A 16,993-nucleotide genomic window follows, 5' to 3' on the forward strand; every position below is an offset into this window, starting at 1 on the left:
AAAAGCTAGGGGAGCCAATTGGGAACTATGAATGCCGCAATCTCCGTTCGGGGATTGACCAAACGCTTCGGGCGGGTGGCGGCGGTGGACAACTTGTCCTTTGACGTGGAGCCAGGGAGTGTTTTCGCCTTCCTGGGTGCCAACGGCGCGGGGAAGTCCACCACCATTTCCTGCCTGACCACTGTCCTGCCGTTCGACGCCGGCACTGTCGAGGTGGCGGGGCGCGACGTCCGCGGCAGCGGCGGCGGCGTCCGCGAAGCCATCGGGGTGGTGTTCCAGGATTCGATGCTGGACCCGATCCTCACCGGCCGGGAAAACCTTCAAACCCGCGCACGGTTCTACTCACCCGACAAAGCGGCCAACAATGCCCGCATTGATGAGCTGGGCCGGATGGTCGGCCTGGGAGACTTCCTCGACCGGCGCTATGCGACCTATTCCGGCGGAGAACGACGCCGGGTGGACATCGCCCGGGCACTGCTGCACTCGCCGTCGATCATCTTCCTGGACGAACCCACTGCCGGCCTGGATCCGGCCAGCCGGGCCCTCGTCTGGTCCACCATCCACGACCTGCGGGAAAATCACGGCCTCACCGTTTTCCTGACCACCCATTACATGGAGGAAACCGAGGAAGCGGACCGGGTCTGCGTGATTGAGAAGGGGCAGATCATTGCCGACGGCACGCCCACCACGCTGCGCGCCGAATACAGCAGCAGCATCCTTTCCATCACGTCTGCCGACCCGCAGGCACTGGCATCTTTGGCCAGCGACGCCGGGGTCGACGTCGCCGGCGTGGACGGCAACGTGCTGCGGCTGCGGGTGGACCGGTCGGACACGGCCCGCCGCCTCCTCGCGGCGCACGGCGACAGTGTCCTGGACTTCGAGTTCCGCCACGGGACCATGGACGACGTCTTCCTGGCCCTAACCGGCCGGCAGGGAGAAGCAGCATGAACGTAGTCCTGGACATCACCGGCCGGAACCTGCGCCTGTACTTCCGTGACCGGCTCAACCTGTTCTTTTCCCTCCTCGGCGCCCTGGTCCTGTTCCTGCTTTACACCCTGTTCCTGGGCAACCAGCAGACCGAAGGCCTGGCGGAAATGTTCCCACAGGCCGCCGAGGAGGACATCAAGGGCTTCGTGGACGCCTGGATGTTCGCCGGGATCGTGGGCATCACCGCAATCACCACAGGGCTCGCCGCCGTGAACGTGATCGTGGATGACACCGCCACCGGGCGCTTCCGGGACTTCCTGGTTTCCCCGATCAGCCGCGGCCAGTTGGTCCTGGGGTATCTGCTCTCAACCGTCGCGATCGCGCTGATCATGACCACAGTCGTACTTGCCGTGAGCCTGGGATACCTGGCCGCGGTGGACGGCGTGGTGCTCACAGCGGGCCAGCTGGCCCGCACTTACGGTTACCTGGTGCTTAGCTGTATCGCCTTCGGGTCGCTGAGCGCCTTCATCGTCACTTTCGTCCGTACCCCGGGTTCTTTTGCGGCACTGTCCACACTGGTAGGCACCATCCTCGGCTTCGCCGCAGGGTCCTACATCCCGGTGGGGGCTTTTCCCGAGGGTGTGAAGAACTTCGTCAGCGCGCTGCCCTTTATGCAGGCCTCCATGGTGGTGCGCCAGGAAATGACCGCCGGACCCATGGACGCCGTGACGGACCAGCCCGAAGCCGTGGCCCAGGTGCAGGACATTTTCGGCATCACCGCGTCGGTGGGGGACTGGGAAGTGCCCACCGGCTACGTCGTGTTCGTCCTGATTGCCATGATGGTGGTCTTTGTCCTGCTGGCGGCGCTGAGGATCCGTTCCCGGATCCGCTGAGCGTCAGTGTTGGCTGTCAGGGCCTGGCGTCGCCGGCGAGGACGGCCATTGAGATCGCGTCCGTCCATTCCCCGTCCCAGTGCAGCGCCTCCCGGCGCCTGCCCTCCACCACGAACCCGCACTTTTCATAGACACGCTGCGCCCGCGGGTTGAACTCAAAGACCTCCAGTTCAATCCGGTGCAGTCCGAGGTCGTCAAAGGCATGGCTCAGCACGGCGCGGGTGGCTTCCGTGCCGTAGCCCTGTCCGAAGACCTTCGGGGAGGACAACGCGATGCGGAAGCCCATCGACTCGTTGTCCGGGTCCAGGTCATTCAGCACTACCTCGCCCAGATATACACCGTCCTCGGCCCGGATTATTGCCCAGTCCGCCCGGTCTACTTCACCGGCACGGGTCTGCAGCCAGCTCCGGATCTGCTCCGGAGCAAAAACCGCGTGGGTGCCGGTCAGCCTGCGTCCCTCCGGATCCTGCAATGCCGCCCACATGCCGTCGAAGTGCTCCGGTCCCAGCGGCTCGAGTCGCAGGCGGTCCGTGGTGAGCGTGGACTGCTGAGCGAAGAGGTTCCCGGCAATCACGGGGCCGTCCCGGCGTCGGCAGCGGCTTCGATGCGGGTGCCCAGGTTCTGCAGGCCGGAGCGGATCATGGCGCCGTAGCCTTCGCTGCCGAGCTCTTCGGCGAGGGACAAGCCCTGTTCCAGGTGGCCGCGTGCCCGCCCGGGCTCGCCGCGGCGCAGATAGCCGTCCCCGAGGTTCAAATGCAGCGAAGGAGCGAACCCTCCCGCCGAGGGGATGCCCAACGGTGCAAGATCTTCGTCACTGACCCCGGCATGTTCCGCCAGCGCTGCCTCGTCCCACGAAATCTCCGCATCGAGGTCCGTTTCCGTGTCCGCGAGGTAGTGTGCCAGGACACATCGATAGGCGTGCTCGTCCGGAACCGTTTCCTCCCAGCACGCCAGCAACGCCTGCTGTCCGGCGGTTTTGTCTCCGCCCAGGGCCACCGTGACGGCGGCCGTGATCTCTGTCCAGGTTGTCATTCGAGCGATCCTAGCGGACCGGCGTCAGTTGCCTCCCGCCGGGACTTCATAAACGATCTCCAGCCCGTCCTCGTCATCCCATTGCTCACCCGTGGCCACGAACCCGTACTGTTCCACCAGCCGCCGGGAAGCGCCGTTGTCCGGGCTGATGGTGGCACGGACGGTGCGGATCGAGGGTTCCTCTGCAGCCACGGCAAGCAGCGCCTCCAGGGCGGCACGGGCGTAGCCCTGACGCCGATAAACCGGGTCCACCGAGTACCCGACTTCCACCATGCCGTTGTCGTCCGGAGGACCGTGGAACCCGGCCAGGCCTACCGCCCGGCCCAGTCCGGGGTCAAAGATGGCCCGGGTAATCCATGCCGCGTCCCCGGGATTCTCTTCCAGCTGCGCGCTCCGGATACGCCACAGCGGCTGCCGGTCCTGGGAAAAGTGCAGTTCCAGGGGCGCCTGCCGGTTGGCGCCGGGCAGGTCGCCGGCGGCAAGCGCATCAATCACGCCGCGGGGAAGCTGGATCAGTTCAATGGGTTTGAGTGCCGCTGCCACTACTGGCTCCTTTGCCGGTTCCGGCCCCGCTTAGCGCGCCCGGGCTACCGACCCTAGCCTGCTCCCCGACAGACTTGAAGGACCGCTGCAGCGAAGGGAAGAGCAGATGGGTACAGATTCCGTCCTGATCATCGGGTCAGGTCCGGCCGGCTACACGGCAGGGGTGTACGCCGCCCGGGCCGGATTGCAACCCCGCATCCTCGCGGGCTCCGTCACCGCCGGCGGTGCCCTGATGAACACCACGGAAGTGGAGAATTTTCCGGGTTTCCCCGACGGCATCCTGGGGCCGGACCTGATGGAGAACCTGCGCAGGCAGGCGGAGAAATTCGGTGCCCTGGTGGAGTACGACGACGCCGTGTCGGTGGAGCTGGGCGCCCACACCAAGCGGGTGGCCACAGGCGGCGGGAAAACCTACAAGGCCCGCAGCGTCATCCTCGCCACCGGCTCGGTCTACAAGGAGCTGGGGCTGCCGGAGGAAAAACAGCTCAACGGCCGGGGTATTTCCTGGTGTGCCACCTGCGACGGCTTTTTCTTCCGCGACCAGGACATCGTGGTGGTCGGCGGTGGGGATTCAGCCATGGAGGAAGCGCTGTTCCTGACCCGCTTCGCGGCGTCGGTGACCGTCGTCGTACGCCGGGAGACCCTGCGCGCCTCCCGCATCATGGCCCAGCGCGCCCGGGACCACGCGAAGATCCGCTTTGAGTTCAACAGCGAGGTCACGGCCATCCACGGCACGGACAAGGTCACGGGCATGACCCTTACGGACACCGTCACCGGCGCAACGAGGAAACTGCCGACGCAGGGGATTTTCGTCGCCATTGGGCACGCCCCGCGTACCGATCTCCTTGCGGGACAGGTGGACCTGGATCCGGACGGGTACATCAGGGTCGCGGCTCCGAGCACCCAGACCAACCTGGACGGGGTCTTCGCGTGCGGCGACGCCGTGGACCACCGCTACCGGCAGGCGATCACCGCTGCGGGCACCGGCTGCTCCGCTGCGCTGGACGCCGAGCGGTATCTCGCAGCGCAGGCGGATGCCGACAGCATCGCCACCGCGCTGGTGGAGGGGTCGCTGAAGGGCTAGCGTCAGGCGCCGGTGAAGGTCAGCACCAGCAGGGTGATGTTCAACCCGACCAGCAGCACCGAAACCAGCACGCCCAGGCCCGTGGTCCACCAATGGTTGCGGTGGCTGCCCATCAGGTCCCGCTGCGCGGTCAGCCAGACCAACGGAATCAAGGCAAACGGAATGCCGAAGGAGAGGATGACCTGGCTGAGGATCAGCGCCCAGGTGGGATCGATGCCGACGGCGAGGATCGCCAGCGCGGGGACCAGGGTAATCAGGCGGCGCAGCAGCATGGGGATGCGCACCTTCAGCAGGCCCTGCATGATTTCGGCACCCGCGTACGCGCCCACCGACGTCGAGGCCAGGCCTGACGCGAGCAGTCCGACAGCGAACATGGTGGCCACCACCCCGCCCAGCGAGGCGGCAATGGCGGCATGGGCACCCTCGAGGGTATCCGTCCCTTCCACGCCCTGCAGCGACCCGGCCGCGAGCAGCAGGATGGCCAGGTTCACCGAGCCCGCCACGGCCAGGGCAATGGTCACGTCCCACTTGGTGGCCTTGATCAGGCGGGTGGTGGTGAGTGAGGCAGTGCGTCCGGGGAAGCGGTCCCGGGTCAGGGCGGAGTGCGCATAAATGGCGTGCGGCATCACGGTGGCACCCAGGATCGATGCTGCCAGCAGCACCGATTCGCTGCCTTCGAAACGCGGCACCAGGCCTTCGACCACGGAGCCGCCGTCGGGCGGGTTGAGGAAGACGCCGGCCGTGAAGCCGACGGCGATCACCAGCATCAGCGTGACGATCACGTATTCGAAGCTCCGGTGCCGGCCGCTGTTCTGCAGCTGCAGCACCACCATGGAGATACCGCCGGTAATGACTCCGCCCAGGAACAGCGGAAGGTCAAAGAGCAGCCAGAGTGCGACGGCGCCGCCGATCACCTCCGCGACATCAGTGGCCATCGCCACGAGTTCAGCCTGCAGCCAGTACAGCCGCCGGGCAGGTTTGAGTCCGATGCGTTCGCCGAGCAGTTCGGGCAGGCTGCGGCCGGTGACCAGACCCAGCTTGGCGGACAGGTACTGGATCAGCCACGCCATCACGTTGCCGGTCACCACCACCCAGACCAGCAGGTAGCCAAACTTCGCCCCCGCGGTCATATTGCTGGCAACGTTGCCCGGATCCAGGTAGGCAACCCCGGCAACCAGCGCGGGGCCAAGCAGCCACAGGATGTGGCGGGGACGCGTTGCTGGGCTCGGGGTATCGGGTAGCTGGACGGTACGGGCCATGACAGCAACCTAACACCTTAAGTTCGGCATGCCTAACAATTCTTCGGGGTGCGCCTCCGCAGGGGTGGAATTCCGTGTACCGTCCGCTGGCTGCCTGCGGACGGGACAAAGAAAAGGCGCGCATCCCCAGGGGATGCGCGCCTTGTACGGATGGGGTGTGGTTAGCGTCCGGCCGGCGTGTAGGCAGGCTGGTGCGGGTTCTCGGCCAGGCCGAAGGGGCCCTTGCTGGCCTGCGGGCCGAAGTACCGGGCGGAGCTGTAGGAGAGGTAGAAGTACATCACCAAGCCGAAAAGGGCGATCAGTACGGCAATGAGGGCGCTCTGGCCGAAGACCTTGGCAAGGTTGATGGCCAGGAAAATAATAAGAACGAAGCTCGCGAACGGCACCAGGGCCAGCAGGATCCACCAGGCGGACATGCCGGCGATGCGGAGCAGCACCACCGTGGAGTAGACGGGAATGAACGCTTCCCAGGTCTTGCGGCCGGCCTTCTTGAACATACCCATCATGGAAAGGCCGCCAATAACGAAGCCGATAAGGACAGCAATGAGCCCGCCAACGACGGCGCCGGCTGTCATGGCCGGGTCGGGGGTGGTAGTAGTGAATTCGGATGCAGAAATGACAAATGGAAGGCTCGAGACTGAATTGATCATGCCGAGAACGATATTGGGTGGAGCACCTATGTCAAGGCCCGAGGTCGTGTTTACTGAACCGTTATTCGTTCTTACTCTTAAGCTCTCCCGCCGGACGCTTCCACGGCAGTGATCCGGTGACTTCCAGTTGCAGTGAATAACTTAAAAACGTGCGGATAAGCACGATTATGGCAAGTATTCCCACCGACTCGAAGGTAGGCGTAACGGCCACAGTGCGGATAATGTCCGCAGCTACCAATAATTCCAGTCCGAGCAGAATGCTTCGTCCGAGCCGCTGCCGGTATTCCTCATAGACCGGGCCGCGTCGGCGCATCGCAGCGGCGGCGGCGATGGTGGCGGCCACGGCACCCAGGACTATGGCGGCTACGCCCGCCAGGTCCATCAGTTCCCCTACGGATTCGATCAAATGCTGAAAGTCCATGCGCCAACGTCCTGCCCCAAACACCGCCGGAACAAAGTTCCGCGTGCCGCGGTTCTGCCGCACCCTTCTATCAGTCCCCTCCTGTCGTGAAGGGGTCAAGGGTGCATTGGCAGTGCAGTGCTGCCTCCAGTCGAATCCGGGCGGAATCCGGGGCGGGTCAGGCGGCGGCGGGGGAGGACTGGTAGTAGAACCGGAAGTCGTCATAAGGGTCGCGCCAGGCGGAATCGTCCCGGGCAATCCGTCGAACAGTGGAAGCCGGCGTCCACCGGTTATGGGCCTGGCCGTCGTCGTCAATCCAGTGCAGGAGGACCTCGGTGCGCGTCCAGGCCACGGCCTTTCCGTCAACGGTCCCGTTTCCGGCCCGGCAGCGGACGTAGGGTTCCCGGCGGTAGTGCGCGTGGGTGACAGGGCCGGCAGGGGCGGAGGGCATCCGGGTGCCCAGTGAGGAAGTCATGACCTCCACAATGGCAACCGCCTCTGACATTCCTGCCTAAGGGCCTGCCCTGCCGGTGCGGGCTAGGAAGCGCGGTCCCGCCATTTGGCTGCGGCACGGCTGGTGAGGGCTGCGCCACGGACTGCAGCCCGGCTGGTCAGGGCGGCACCGTGGACGGCGGCACGGCGGGGCATCATCCGGATCACGGGAGCCAGGCCATTGCCTTGTGCCTCGCCGGCCTGCGGTGCAACAGACGGTGCGGCGTGCACCTTCGGCCGGTTGAGTACGAGGTACGCAATACAGATCGGGAGGAAAAGCAGTGAAATAAGCGTGAGTGCGCCAAGTGCAAACACAGCAAGAGCAGCATGTATGGGCGAACCGAAAAGAGCTGCCACAAAGTCCGCGGCACCGAAAAGCATCCATAGCCAGAAAAGTGCAATCAGTACGAGACCGCTGCGGGCGCGCCGGAAAAGCATGGTGGACCGCCTCGGTGCAGAAGGCGTGGCCTGAGACTGACTGCCCATTCGGTTATTCTCCCCAACTGAGGGTCCATTTCTACGGAACCCGTAAGGCAGATAATAGCCGCTATTTGTTGAATCGGAAGGCAGGATGCCGTGTTTTGTTCTGTGTTGACGACGCTAATAGTCAGTTTTCCGGCAGGGGATTTCCCCTGAGGCTCCGATGCCGCGGGCTGTTTGGATTCAGCAGGGAATGCCGATACCCGTAGAACGCGTAAACCAGCATCCCGATGGCCAGCCAAATACCGAAGCGCAGCCAGGTTTCCCAGTGGAGCTGCAGCATCAGGAACCCCGAGGCCAGTACGCCGAACGCCGGTACCCACGGCATCAGCGGGAGCCGGAATTCCCGCGGGGCGTCGGGTTGACGGTAGCGCAGCACAATCACTGCCACGCACACCACAACGAACGCGGCGAGGATGCCGATGTTGGTCAGATCCGCCACGGCGCGAATGGGGAAGAAGCCGGCCAGTAAAGCGGAGGCCCCGCCGGCGATCCACGTCACCCGCTGCGGCGTGCCCCGCTTGTCCGTTCCGGAGAACCAGCCCGGCAGCAGCCCGTCCCGGCTCATGGAGAACCACACCCGGGTCACGCCGAGCAGGAACGTCAGCATCACGGTAAGGATGGAAAGCACGGCGAAGGCTGAAATGACGGTGGCAATGACGGGCAGCCCGACGGATTGGAACGCGGAGGCGAAACCGGCAGTGGGGCTGATGTCCCGGTAATTCTGCATTCCGGTCAGCACCAACGTGGCGAGGATGTACAGGACCATGGCCACGGCCAGGGAGAGCAGGATGGCTTTGGGCATGTGTTTCTTGCCGTCCGTGGCTTCCTCGGCGGCCGTGCTCATGGCGTCGTAGCCGAAAACGGCGAAGAAGACGGTGGCAGCGCCGGTGAAGACCGCCCCGAAACCGCTGGGCAGGAACGGCGTGTAGTTGTCCGTGTTGATGTAGAAGAACCCCAACCCCACGATGAACAAGATCAGCAGGACTTTCAGGCCCACGGCCACCAGTTCAAAGCGTCCGAAGGTTTTGGTGCCCCGGCTCAGGATCCAGGTAATGAACAGGCAGACGACGGCGGCGGGCAGGTTGATCAGCCCGCCCTCCACCGTGTCCCCGGTCCCCTGCATCCAGACGGGCATGTCGATGCCGAAACCGGCGAGGAATTCGGTGAAGTAGCCGGAGATGCCGATGGCCACCACTGCCACGATTGCGGTGTATTCCAGCAGCAGGTCCCAGCCGATGAACCATCCGATCAGTTCGCCCAGCGCCACGTAACCGTAGGTGTAGGCGGAACCGGCGCGGGGCACCATTCCGGCGAACTCGGCGTAGGACAGGGCCGCCGCGGCGCTGGCCAGGCCGGCAACCAGGAAGGAGATCAACACGGCCGGCCCCACGGGAGAGGCATCGGCACCGCCGTTGGCCACCAGGCCGGCGAGGGTGAAGATGCCGATGCCGATGATGCCGCCCACGCCGATGGCTGTCAGCTGCCAGAGGCCAAGGCTCTTGAACAGCTTGTTGCCCGTTTTCTCCTCGTCGATTTCCTCAATGGGCTTGCGGCGGAGGACGGAACCGCCGCTTCCGGCGACTGTGGACATGTCTGCTCCCATCCGTACCCGGCGGGCCGCCGGAATCAAGGTCTACGGCTTCAGCTACGGCAGAAGTATGGACCTTCATCCGACGGCGGGGTACCCCCGCCGCCTACTTTTCCGGCGGTGCGCCGAACGCCTCAGAGCTTCGAACGCAGGGCCGCCGCGGCCGGTGTCCTTTCTGTGTTCCGGCGGAGGGCGGGGTCGAGAGTCCGCAGAGCGTCCCATCGGGTGGGCCCTGTGCTGCCTCCTGTTGTCCCATCTGTCACAGGAGCACCAAGCCGTGGGACCCCGTGCGGCCATCCGGGCACAGCCTCCCAGCGGGTGGGGCCCGTGCTGCCTCCTGCTGTCCCACCTGTCACAGGAGCACCAAACGGTGGGACCCTGTTCGGCAAAACGGCGTAACTACCGCTTCGAACGCAGGGCCGCCGCGGCGTCGCTCGCCGTAGTGCGGATCCGGTACAGGCTGGTGGTTGCCGTCATGTACAGCGTCCGGCCGTCCTGCCCGCCGAAGCAGACGTTGCTGACGGTTTCGGGCACGGGGATGTGTTCGAGCAGCTCGCCGGCCGGTGAAAACACCCGTACGCCGTCGCCGCCGGAGGACCAGATGTTCCCGTCCGTATCCACCCGGAACCCGTCCGGAACACCGGGGGCGACGCGCACGAACACCCGGCCGTTCTTCGCCTGCCGGCCCTCGACGACGTCGTAGGCGCGGATCGGATTGCCTTCGGACTGAGCCGGACCGTACGGAGAGACGGCCTCTTCGGCGGTGTCGGAAACGTAGAGGACGGACTCGTCCGGGGAGAACGCCAGCCCGTTTGGGGCCATGATGTCGGTGATCACAGCGGTGAGTTCCCCGCTGGCCGGATCGAAGCGGAACACGTACCGGTCCCCGTACTCCAGTTCGCCAGGGTGGCCCTCGGCCGGGTTGTCGATCCCGTAGGAGGGATCCGAAAACCAGATGGTGCCGTCGGACTTCACGACGACGTCGTTGGGCGAGTTGAAGCGGACCTCGCCGAAGCGGTCCACCAGGGTTTCGACGGTGCCGTTGCGGTCCCGTTCAATGGCCCGGCGCCCGTGCGAGCACTGCACCACGGACCCGTCCGGGTCCAGCGCACGGCCGTTGGTGAACTCGATGTCGGAGCCGTAGACGCTCAGCTCGCCGGTGGTTTCGCTGTACTCCAGGACCCGGTTGGACCGAACGTCGCTGTAGCGCAACGCGTTACGTTCCGGGACCCACGTGGGACCCTCCGCCCAAACCGCGCCCGTACCCACCTGCTCCAGCGAGGCTCCGTCTTCCAGCAGTGTCGAGGGGCGTGCGTCCATTGCGTTATCTCCTTCTCAAGGCCCGCCGGGCCTGCTTTTCACGCGGGTGGTCTGCGTCCTTTTATACGCGAGGCATGGGCGGCGGCCCAAAGGCTGCCCCCGTCACGTCCAGGCCGGGCGGATTACGAAGTCGGCGCGGGCTTTGGACGCCTGGACCAGACGAGCGTTGGGGCCGTCTACGTTCCGCACCCAGGCGGCGGCTTCCTCCGCTGCCTTGCCGAACCGGATATGCCGCTCCACCAGGCGCTCCGTGCGCAGCTCTTCGTCGGGCTCGCAGTACCAGACCTCGGTGCACCTGGACCGGAACTCCTGCCATTCCGGCCGGTCCAGCAGCAGATAGTTTCCCTCCGTCAGGATCACCTTCGCGGCGGGAAATACCGGAATGTCGCCGGCCAGCGGCTGTTCCAGCGTCCGCTCGAAACCGGGCGCGTAGACCACGGCGGTCCGCGGCAGCCGGAGGCGTTCCAGGAGCGCAGCATAGCCGTAGGCATCGAAGGTTTCCGGGGCGCCCTTGCGCGCCAGCAGCCCGAGACGGGTCAGCTCCCGGTCGGAGAGGTGGAAGCCGTCCATGGGAACATGGGCAAAGCGCTGCGACTCGACGTCGTCGACGGCGCCGTTCAGCTCGCGGACCAGTGACTCCACCAGGGTGGTCTTTCCTGCCCCGGGGGCACCGGCGACGCCGATGACCACGGTTCCAGCGGAAGCCGAGGCCAGCGCGGAGATCCGGTTTTCCAGCTCCGTGAGTAAGGGTCGGGAATCTGCCACGGTCCTCCGTTCGTGCAGCCGCTATTGGCGAGCACCAGTCTACGGCTGCTGGGGGTTGCAGGATCAGGCGGCCAAACCGTACGGTGCGGGGACACCAGGAACCAGGAGGCAGACGTGGCACCTTCCCGTGGACGCATGCTCGCAAAAGCCGCCGGACAGGGAGCCGTGGCAGGTCTTGCCGGCGTGGCCGTAATGACCGCCGGGGAGAAGCTGGAGCAGGCGCTGACCCACCGCCCCAACTCCTACGTCCCCGCCCGCACCCTGCTGAGCCTGCTGGGCCGGCATCCGGCACCGGACGCCCAGCCGCCGCACTGGAACCATGCCATGCACTGGGGGACCGGTGCGGTACTGGGGGCGCTGCGCGGGGTCTGGTCCGTCACGGGGATCCGCGGCCCGGTGGCCAACACCACCTTCAGCGTGGTGCGGCTGGCCACCGACCAGACCTTGGAAAACGCCACCGGCATCGGAGCTCCCCCGACGTCCTGGCCGCTGCAGGAAACGGTGGTGGATGTCGGCCACAAGGCGGTGTACGCCTGGGCAACGGGGCTGGTGGCCGACGCCTGGATTGCCCCGGTTCTGGAATCCCGGCAGGGGACCACTAGCCACTGACGCCCGGACCCCGGCATAAGCTGGGGGTGTTGCCTATTTCGAGGAGAAAACCTTGTCCCTGCTGACCCCTTTGATCACCACCGCCGGCCTGATCGGCGGCTACCAGACCGCCCGCTCCACCGGTAACCGCCAGCTGGGCGGGGCCGTGCTCGCCGCCGCCGGTGCCGGTGCGTTTGCCCTCTGGAAGCGCGACGCCGGAACGGGCACCGCCGCGGCACTGACCGCGGGCTACGTGGCCGCCTTCGGCCTGTCCCATCCGCTGGCCAAGAAGATGGGCGCCTGGCCTGCCGTTTACACAGTCACGGGTGCCGTGGCCGCGGCCTCGCTGGTTTTCGGCCGACGCCGCTAGCAGCCCGGCCGGCCCGCGGCTCCCAACATCCCGGGGCGCATCAAAAGGTGCGGCCGGGCGGGAATGATCCGCGGGCCGGCGTCGTTGAATCTATTGAACGGTCCGAGAGGGCCGCGACGCGGGAGCCGGGAAACCGGCCGCCCGCAGCTGGATTGGTAACTCAATACGGGGATGATCGGTTTCGACGATGTTTGTTGAGCCAGGGGAAGCGGGCCGAGAACGCAGAGTTATCTCGTTAACGCTCTCTGCAAAACAATAAGTGCCAAACCTATGCGCACTGACTTCGCTCTCGCTGCCTAAGCAGCCGGAGTAGTCCGTCAGCCCGGAGTCGCTCTCGCTCCGGATCCTGGCGTCGTTTAGAGGGCCACTGCCGAACACTCCCGCCGTCGGGGTGTTCGGGACATTTTGACGGCTGGGCCCGGATCAGCCACCTGTATGCAAGATGGCTGGGGCCAAGAAAATCCGACGCATACTGCGCCCGGAGAAGCCCTGACAATACAACACCGGACGGGGGTTCGATTCCCCCCATCTCCACCAGTCTGAAGGCCTGCCCCGTGGGGCGGGCCTTCTTTGTTTCCACGGCCGTTCCGCCTCTGCGTGCGCTGAGTCTCAAGCGCCGGGGGCGCGGCGCTAATCTGGGATACAGACAGCAAGCAGCCGCGGGAAGGAAAACACATGCAGGCATTGATAATTACCCCCGGGCAGAAGGACTCGCTGGAGCTGCGGGAGCTTCCGGAGCCGGAAGCCGGTGAAGGCAGCGTGCTGGTGGAGACGCTCGCGGTGGGTCTGTGCGCCACGGACCGTGAAGTCATTGCCGCCGAGTTCGGCACGGCACCCGCCGACCGGGATTACCTGGTGATGGGACACGAGAACCTCGGCCGCGTTGTCGAGGCCCCCGAAGGCTCGGATCTTGCCGCCGGGGATCTGGTGGTCGGGATCGTCCGCCGTCCCTGTGCCGAAAACTGCCGTGCCTGCGCCGCCGGCGAGTGGGACATGTGCCTGACCGGGACCTACACCGAACACGGTATCGAAGGGCTCGACGGCTTCGCGCGCGAATACTGGCGTGGGGACCCCGAAGACATGGTGAAGCTCGAACCCTCGCTGGAACGCGTCGGCGTGCTGCTGGAACCGGCCACCATCCTGGCCAAGGCATGGGAACAGATCGACCGGATCGGCGGCCGCGCCTACTTCCGGCCGCAGGTAGTCGCCGTGACCGGTGCCGGGCCCGTGGGGTTGCTCGGTGCCTTGTTCGGGGTGCAGCGGGGACTCGAAGTGCACGTCTTCGACCTGGAAGAGGACGGGCCGAAGGAAAAGCTGACCAAGGACCTTGGTGCCGTCTTCCACACCGACACCCTCCCCGAATCCGGCATCAACCCGGACATCATCATCGAATGCACCGGCGTACCCACGGTGATCAATGATGTGCTGCAGCACGGCGCCAAAAACTCGGTCACCTGCCTCACCGGTGTGTCCGAGCCCGACGGCGAGCAGCCGGTGGACCTGGGCGCCCTGAACCTGAACCTGGTGATGGACAACCGCGTGGTCTTCGGCACCGTCAACGCCAACCGCCGCCACTACCTCAAGGCCGCCGCGGCCCTGGCCAAGAGCGACTCCCGCTGGCTTGAGCAGCTGATTTCGCGCCGGGTTCCGCTGGCGGACTATGCACAGGCCTTCGAGGACCGCGACGGCGACATCAAAGTGGTGCTGGACCTGCGGGACAACGCCTAACCCGTTCCGCAGGCTATTTCTCCTGGGCGGCTTCGGTGATAGACAGAAGAGACGGAAGCCGCCCAGGCGGCCACGGCAACCTGCATAGGAGGCACGCGCATGCGCAAGGACGCTGACCAGCCGGTAATTCCCGGCGGTTCGGAAGCTGACCGGGCCGAGCAGTCGATGCCCGCGGTTCCCGGTGCGGGCGACGCCGGACCGGCCGGGGAAATCCACCGGGACGGTTCCGAGGCGGACGGCATTGAGCAGGACATTCCCGCAGTTCCGGGCGCAGGCGACGCCGGACCGGAAGGAGAGGTCCACCCCGAGGGGTCAGAGGCCGACATCCTGGAACAGAAAGCGGACGTCCCGGGGAGCGACGAGGACTATCCTCCCGGGGACGGCTGATCCCGTTCAGCCAGTGCTTGGTAAGTGATTCCTCCGGGTTCTCAGATTCCCTGGGGTCTGAATAATTCCCCCGTCGCGCAGCGGAGGGAATTACACGCACCTTTCCCGGCCCGCAGCCACGTAGAATGGACGGCGGCAGAACGGACAACGGAAACAGCAGGTGCGGCGTGGATCTTTTCGACCCGGGGGCGGTGTTCGACGTCGTCGACCTCGCGGGTGTGCTCGCTAACGGAGTCCTCGGCGGCGCCGTGGCGCGGCAGCTGCGGATGGACCCGGTGGGCTTCCTGGTCCTGGCGCTCACCTCGGCGCTGGGCGGCGGCGTGCTGCGTGACACCCTCCTGCAGGCAGGACCGCCCGTAGCGCTGACCAATCCCGCCTATCTCTTCACGGCCATCGCCGGCGCCGTCATTGCCTATGCCATCGAGCTCAAGGGCAAATGGGCCAACCGGTTCCTGATTGTGATCGATGCCTTCGCGCTGGGTTGCTGGGCCGCCACCGGCACGGCCAAGGCGCTGGGCCTGGGGCTGGAATGGCTCCCGGCCATCCTGATCGGCGTCGTCACCGCCGTGGGCGGCGGCATGATCCGCGACATTGTGGTGGGCCGGGTGCCTGCCATCTTCGGCGGCAACACCCTGTACGCCACCGGTGCCCTCGTGGCCGCCGTCGAAATGGCGATCCTCTACGATCTGGGCCTGCAGAACGTGGGCATGGGCGTGGCCATCGGGACCTGCGCCGTGCTGTGCACGGTGGCCCGCCGCCGCGGGTGGCGGCTGCCCGGGCCGGGGGAGTTCAGCGTCCGGCTCAGCCGGCGCCCGCGCACGGAGGACCGGAGAAGCTCGGGCCAGGGCTGGCCGCGGCCGAAGTTTTGGAAAACCCGGACCCGCCGCTGACCCGTCCGCGACCCGCCGCTGACCCGTCCGGGACCTGTCCGGGGCCGCCAAGCGCTGAAGCGCTGCCGGCAGCCGCAATTCAGCTTTGCGGTAATTCGCCCCGGAAACCCCCTGAAACAAGAACAGACGCGGATTTAGTCCCGGAAATTCAGGCTTTCGCAGACTGGATTTGCAGGGAGTAGCGTGGCCAATATGAGTGCTTACAAGAGCGTAAATCCAGCCACCGGAGAAACCCTTCAGGAATTCGCTGAAGCCACCGACGCAGAAATCAACCAGGCCGTCACGGCAGCCCATAAGGCCTTCGCCAGCTGGCGGAACGAGCCCGTGGAAAACCGCACCAAGGTCATCACCCGCGTTGCGGAACTGTACCGGGAACGCGCCGACGAGCTCGCCCAGCTGATTGCCCTCGAAATGGGCAAGCCGCTGCGCGAGGCGAAGAGCGAGGTTGCCCTCTCCGCCAACATCTACGAGTACTACGCCACCCAGGGCCCCGGCTTCATGGCGGACGAGCAGCTCGACGTCAAGGGCGGCGGCAACGCCGTGGTCCGCACCGAACCGGTGGGTGCCCTGCTGGGGATCATGCCGTGGAACTACCCGTACTACCAGGTGGCCCGCTTCGCCGGCCCCAACCTGATGCTCGGTAACACCGTGCTGCTCAAGCACGCGAACAACTGCCCGCAGTCCGCCCTGGCGATGGCACAGATCTTCGCCGACGCCGGCGTGCCCGAGGGCGCTTATATCAACCTGTTCGCCACCAACGAGCAGGCCGCGGACATCATCGCGGACGCCCGGATCCAGGGCGTTTCCCTGACCGGCTCCGAGCGGGCAGGCTCCGCCGTCGCCGAGGTGGCCGGCCGGAACCTGAAGAAGTACGTCCTCGAATTGGGCGGCAGCGATCCGTTCATCGTCCTGGACACCCAGGACCTCGACGCCACGGTCAAGGCCGGAGTCCTCGGCCGGATGGGCAACGGCGGGCAGGCCTGCAACGCCGCCAAGCGCTTCATCGTGATGGAGGACCTTTACGACGATTTCGTGGAGAAGTTCACCGCCCGGATGTCCGCCATTGAACCCGGCGATCCGCTGCAGCCGGAGACCCGCTTCGGCCCGCTCTCCACGCAGGCTGCCGCAGACGGCCTGGTGGAGCAGATCCGCGACGCCGTGGACAAGGGCGCCACTCTGCACACCGGCGGCAGCCTGATCGACGGGCCGGGTGCCTTCGTACAGCCGACCGTGCTGACCGATGTCACGCCGGAAATGCGGGCCTTCTCCGAAGAGCTGTTCGGCCCGGCCGCCGTCATCTACAAGGTGTCCAGCGAGGAAGAAGCCATTGAACTGGCCAACAACTCCCCGTTCGGTCTGGGCGGAGCGGTGTTCAGTGCCGACGAAGACCGCGCCCTGAACGTCGCCGACCAGCTGGAAAGCGGCATGGTCTGGATCAACGGCACCTCCGGTACCCAGGAGGACCTGCCCTTCGGCGGCGTCAAGCGCTCCGGCGTGGGCCGCGAGCTGGGCCGCTTCGGCATGGCCGAGTTCGTCAACAAGAAGCTGATCCGCACCCCGCAGAAGCGGTAGGTCCGGTAAAAAGAACCCGGGG

At 65.9% G+C, this 16,993-nt stretch carries 20 protein-coding genes and 1 other RNA gene; 10 read left to right on the forward strand and 11 right to left on the reverse strand.

Annotated elements, in window-relative coordinates:
* Nucleotides 1-27 precede the first annotated feature (27 nt).
* Nucleotides 28-948 carry an ABC transporter ATP-binding protein gene (locus NNX38_RS02735; RefSeq protein ID WP_255796610.1) on the forward strand — a complete coding sequence of 307 codons (921 nt, stop codon included), beginning with the start codon at nt 28-30 and terminating at the stop codon, nt 946-948.
* Complete coding sequence (locus tag NNX38_RS02740) at nt 945-1,820, forward strand: ABC transporter permease (protein ID WP_255796611.1); 876 nt, start codon at nt 945-947, stop codon at nt 1,818-1,820. The genes NNX38_RS02735 and NNX38_RS02740 overlap by 4 nt, the downstream gene beginning before the upstream one ends.
* A 16-nt stretch (nt 1,821-1,836) precedes the next feature.
* On the opposite strand, the gene NNX38_RS02745 is transcribed toward NNX38_RS02740, so the two are convergent.
* From NNX38_RS02745 to NNX38_RS02755, 3 genes are read right to left on the reverse strand one after another with little or no spacing between them, the layout of a single operon-like run.
* Nucleotides 1,837-2,394 carry a GNAT family N-acetyltransferase gene (locus tag NNX38_RS02745; protein ID WP_255796612.1) on the reverse strand — a complete coding sequence of 186 codons (558 nt, stop codon included), beginning with the start codon at nt 2,392-2,394 and terminating at the stop codon, nt 1,837-1,839.
* The gene (locus tag NNX38_RS02750) at nt 2,391-2,852 is read right to left on the reverse strand and encodes a hypothetical protein (protein ID WP_255796613.1); all 462 of its coding nucleotides are present in this window, start codon (nt 2,850-2,852) and stop codon (nt 2,391-2,393) included. The genes NNX38_RS02745 and NNX38_RS02750 overlap by 4 nt, the downstream gene beginning before the upstream one ends.
* Before the next feature lie 24 nt (nt 2,853-2,876).
* Nucleotides 2,877-3,395, reverse strand: a complete 519-nt coding sequence (locus NNX38_RS02755) for a GNAT family N-acetyltransferase (protein WP_255796614.1) — start codon at nt 3,393-3,395, stop codon at nt 2,877-2,879.
* Nucleotides 3,396-3,501: 106 nt separating this feature from the next.
* Between NNX38_RS02755 and trxB the strand changes: the two genes are divergently transcribed.
* Entirely contained in the window at nt 3,502-4,479 is a 978-nt protein-coding gene (gene trxB / locus NNX38_RS02760; RefSeq protein ID WP_255796615.1) for a thioredoxin-disulfide reductase, read from the forward strand.
* 2 nt (nt 4,480-4,481) lie between these two features.
* Here the strand turns inward: trxB and NNX38_RS02765 are convergent, their stop codons facing one another.
* From NNX38_RS02765 to NNX38_RS02800, 8 genes are all read right to left on the reverse strand, one after another.
* Nucleotides 4,482-5,738, reverse strand: coding sequence for an Nramp family divalent metal transporter (locus NNX38_RS02765; protein WP_255796616.1), 1,257 nt, complete (start codon nt 5,736-5,738; stop codon nt 4,482-4,484).
* 161 nt (nt 5,739-5,899) lie between these two features.
* Nucleotides 5,900-6,388: a DUF5684 domain-containing protein gene (locus NNX38_RS02770; protein ID WP_255796617.1), complete on the reverse strand. Its 489-nt coding sequence runs from the start codon at nt 6,386-6,388 to the stop codon at nt 5,900-5,902.
* A 61-nt stretch (nt 6,389-6,449) separates the two neighbouring features.
* Nucleotides 6,450-6,809, reverse strand: coding sequence for a DUF1622 domain-containing protein (locus NNX38_RS02775; protein WP_255796618.1), 360 nt, complete (start codon nt 6,807-6,809; stop codon nt 6,450-6,452).
* Between the two features lie 157 nt (nt 6,810-6,966).
* Nucleotides 6,967-7,293 carry a hypothetical protein gene (locus NNX38_RS02780; RefSeq protein WP_255796619.1) on the reverse strand — a complete coding sequence of 109 codons (327 nt, stop codon included), beginning with the start codon at nt 7,291-7,293 and terminating at the stop codon, nt 6,967-6,969.
* 32 nt (nt 7,294-7,325) lie between these two features.
* A complete protein-coding gene (locus tag NNX38_RS02785) occupies nt 7,326-7,766 on the reverse strand; it encodes a hypothetical protein (RefSeq protein WP_255796620.1) in 441 nt (146 codons plus the stop codon).
* Nucleotides 7,767-7,887: 121 nt separating this feature from the next.
* Nucleotides 7,888-9,354: an amino acid permease gene (locus NNX38_RS02790; RefSeq protein ID WP_255796621.1), complete on the reverse strand. Its 1,467-nt coding sequence runs from the start codon at nt 9,352-9,354 to the stop codon at nt 7,888-7,890.
* Between the two features lie 396 nt (nt 9,355-9,750).
* Nucleotides 9,751-10,671, reverse strand: coding sequence for an SMP-30/gluconolactonase/LRE family protein (locus tag NNX38_RS02795; protein WP_255796622.1), 921 nt, complete (start codon nt 10,669-10,671; stop codon nt 9,751-9,753).
* A gap of 102 nt (nt 10,672-10,773) precedes the next feature.
* Nucleotides 10,774-11,436 carry a nucleoside/nucleotide kinase family protein gene (locus NNX38_RS02800; RefSeq protein WP_255796623.1) on the reverse strand — a complete coding sequence of 221 codons (663 nt, stop codon included), beginning with the start codon at nt 11,434-11,436 and terminating at the stop codon, nt 10,774-10,776.
* A gap of 114 nt (nt 11,437-11,550) precedes the next feature.
* Here NNX38_RS02800 and NNX38_RS02805 point away from each other — a divergent pair, with 114 nt between their 5' ends.
* From NNX38_RS02805 to NNX38_RS02835, 7 genes are all read left to right on the forward strand, one after another.
* Nucleotides 11,551-12,045, forward strand: coding sequence for a hypothetical protein (locus tag NNX38_RS02805; RefSeq protein ID WP_255796624.1), 495 nt, complete (start codon nt 11,551-11,553; stop codon nt 12,043-12,045).
* A 52-nt stretch (nt 12,046-12,097) separates the two neighbouring features.
* Nucleotides 12,098-12,394, forward strand: coding sequence for a hypothetical protein (locus tag NNX38_RS02810; RefSeq protein WP_370646353.1), 297 nt, complete (start codon nt 12,098-12,100; stop codon nt 12,392-12,394).
* Nucleotides 12,395-12,561: 167 nt separating this feature from the next.
* Nucleotides 12,562-12,931, forward strand: a transfer-messenger RNA (tmRNA) gene (gene ssrA / locus NNX38_RS02815).
* 138 nt (nt 12,932-13,069) lie between these two features.
* On the forward strand, nt 13,070-14,122 hold the full coding sequence (locus tag NNX38_RS02820; protein WP_255796625.1) for a glucose 1-dehydrogenase: 1,053 nt from the start codon (nt 13,070-13,072) through the stop codon (nt 14,120-14,122).
* Between the two features lie 99 nt (nt 14,123-14,221).
* A complete protein-coding gene (locus NNX38_RS02825) occupies nt 14,222-14,509 on the forward strand; it encodes a hypothetical protein (protein ID WP_255796626.1) in 288 nt (95 codons plus the stop codon).
* Nucleotides 14,510-14,676: 167 nt separating this feature from the next.
* Nucleotides 14,677-15,399 carry a trimeric intracellular cation channel family protein gene (locus NNX38_RS02830; RefSeq protein WP_255796627.1) on the forward strand — a complete coding sequence of 241 codons (723 nt, stop codon included), beginning with the start codon at nt 14,677-14,679 and terminating at the stop codon, nt 15,397-15,399.
* A 192-nt stretch (nt 15,400-15,591) separates the two neighbouring features.
* Nucleotides 15,592-16,971 (forward strand): NAD-dependent succinate-semialdehyde dehydrogenase, encoded by a 1,380-nt coding sequence (locus NNX38_RS02835; protein ID WP_255796628.1) that lies wholly within the window; start codon nt 15,592-15,594, stop codon nt 16,969-16,971.
* The last annotated feature ends 22 nt before the right edge of the window (nt 16,972-16,993 follow it).

It is taken from the genome of Arthrobacter sp. zg-Y238 (assembly GCF_024385525.1).
GTDB classification, from domain to species: Bacteria; Actinomycetota; Actinomycetes; order Actinomycetales; family Micrococcaceae; genus Arthrobacter_B; species Arthrobacter_B jinronghuae.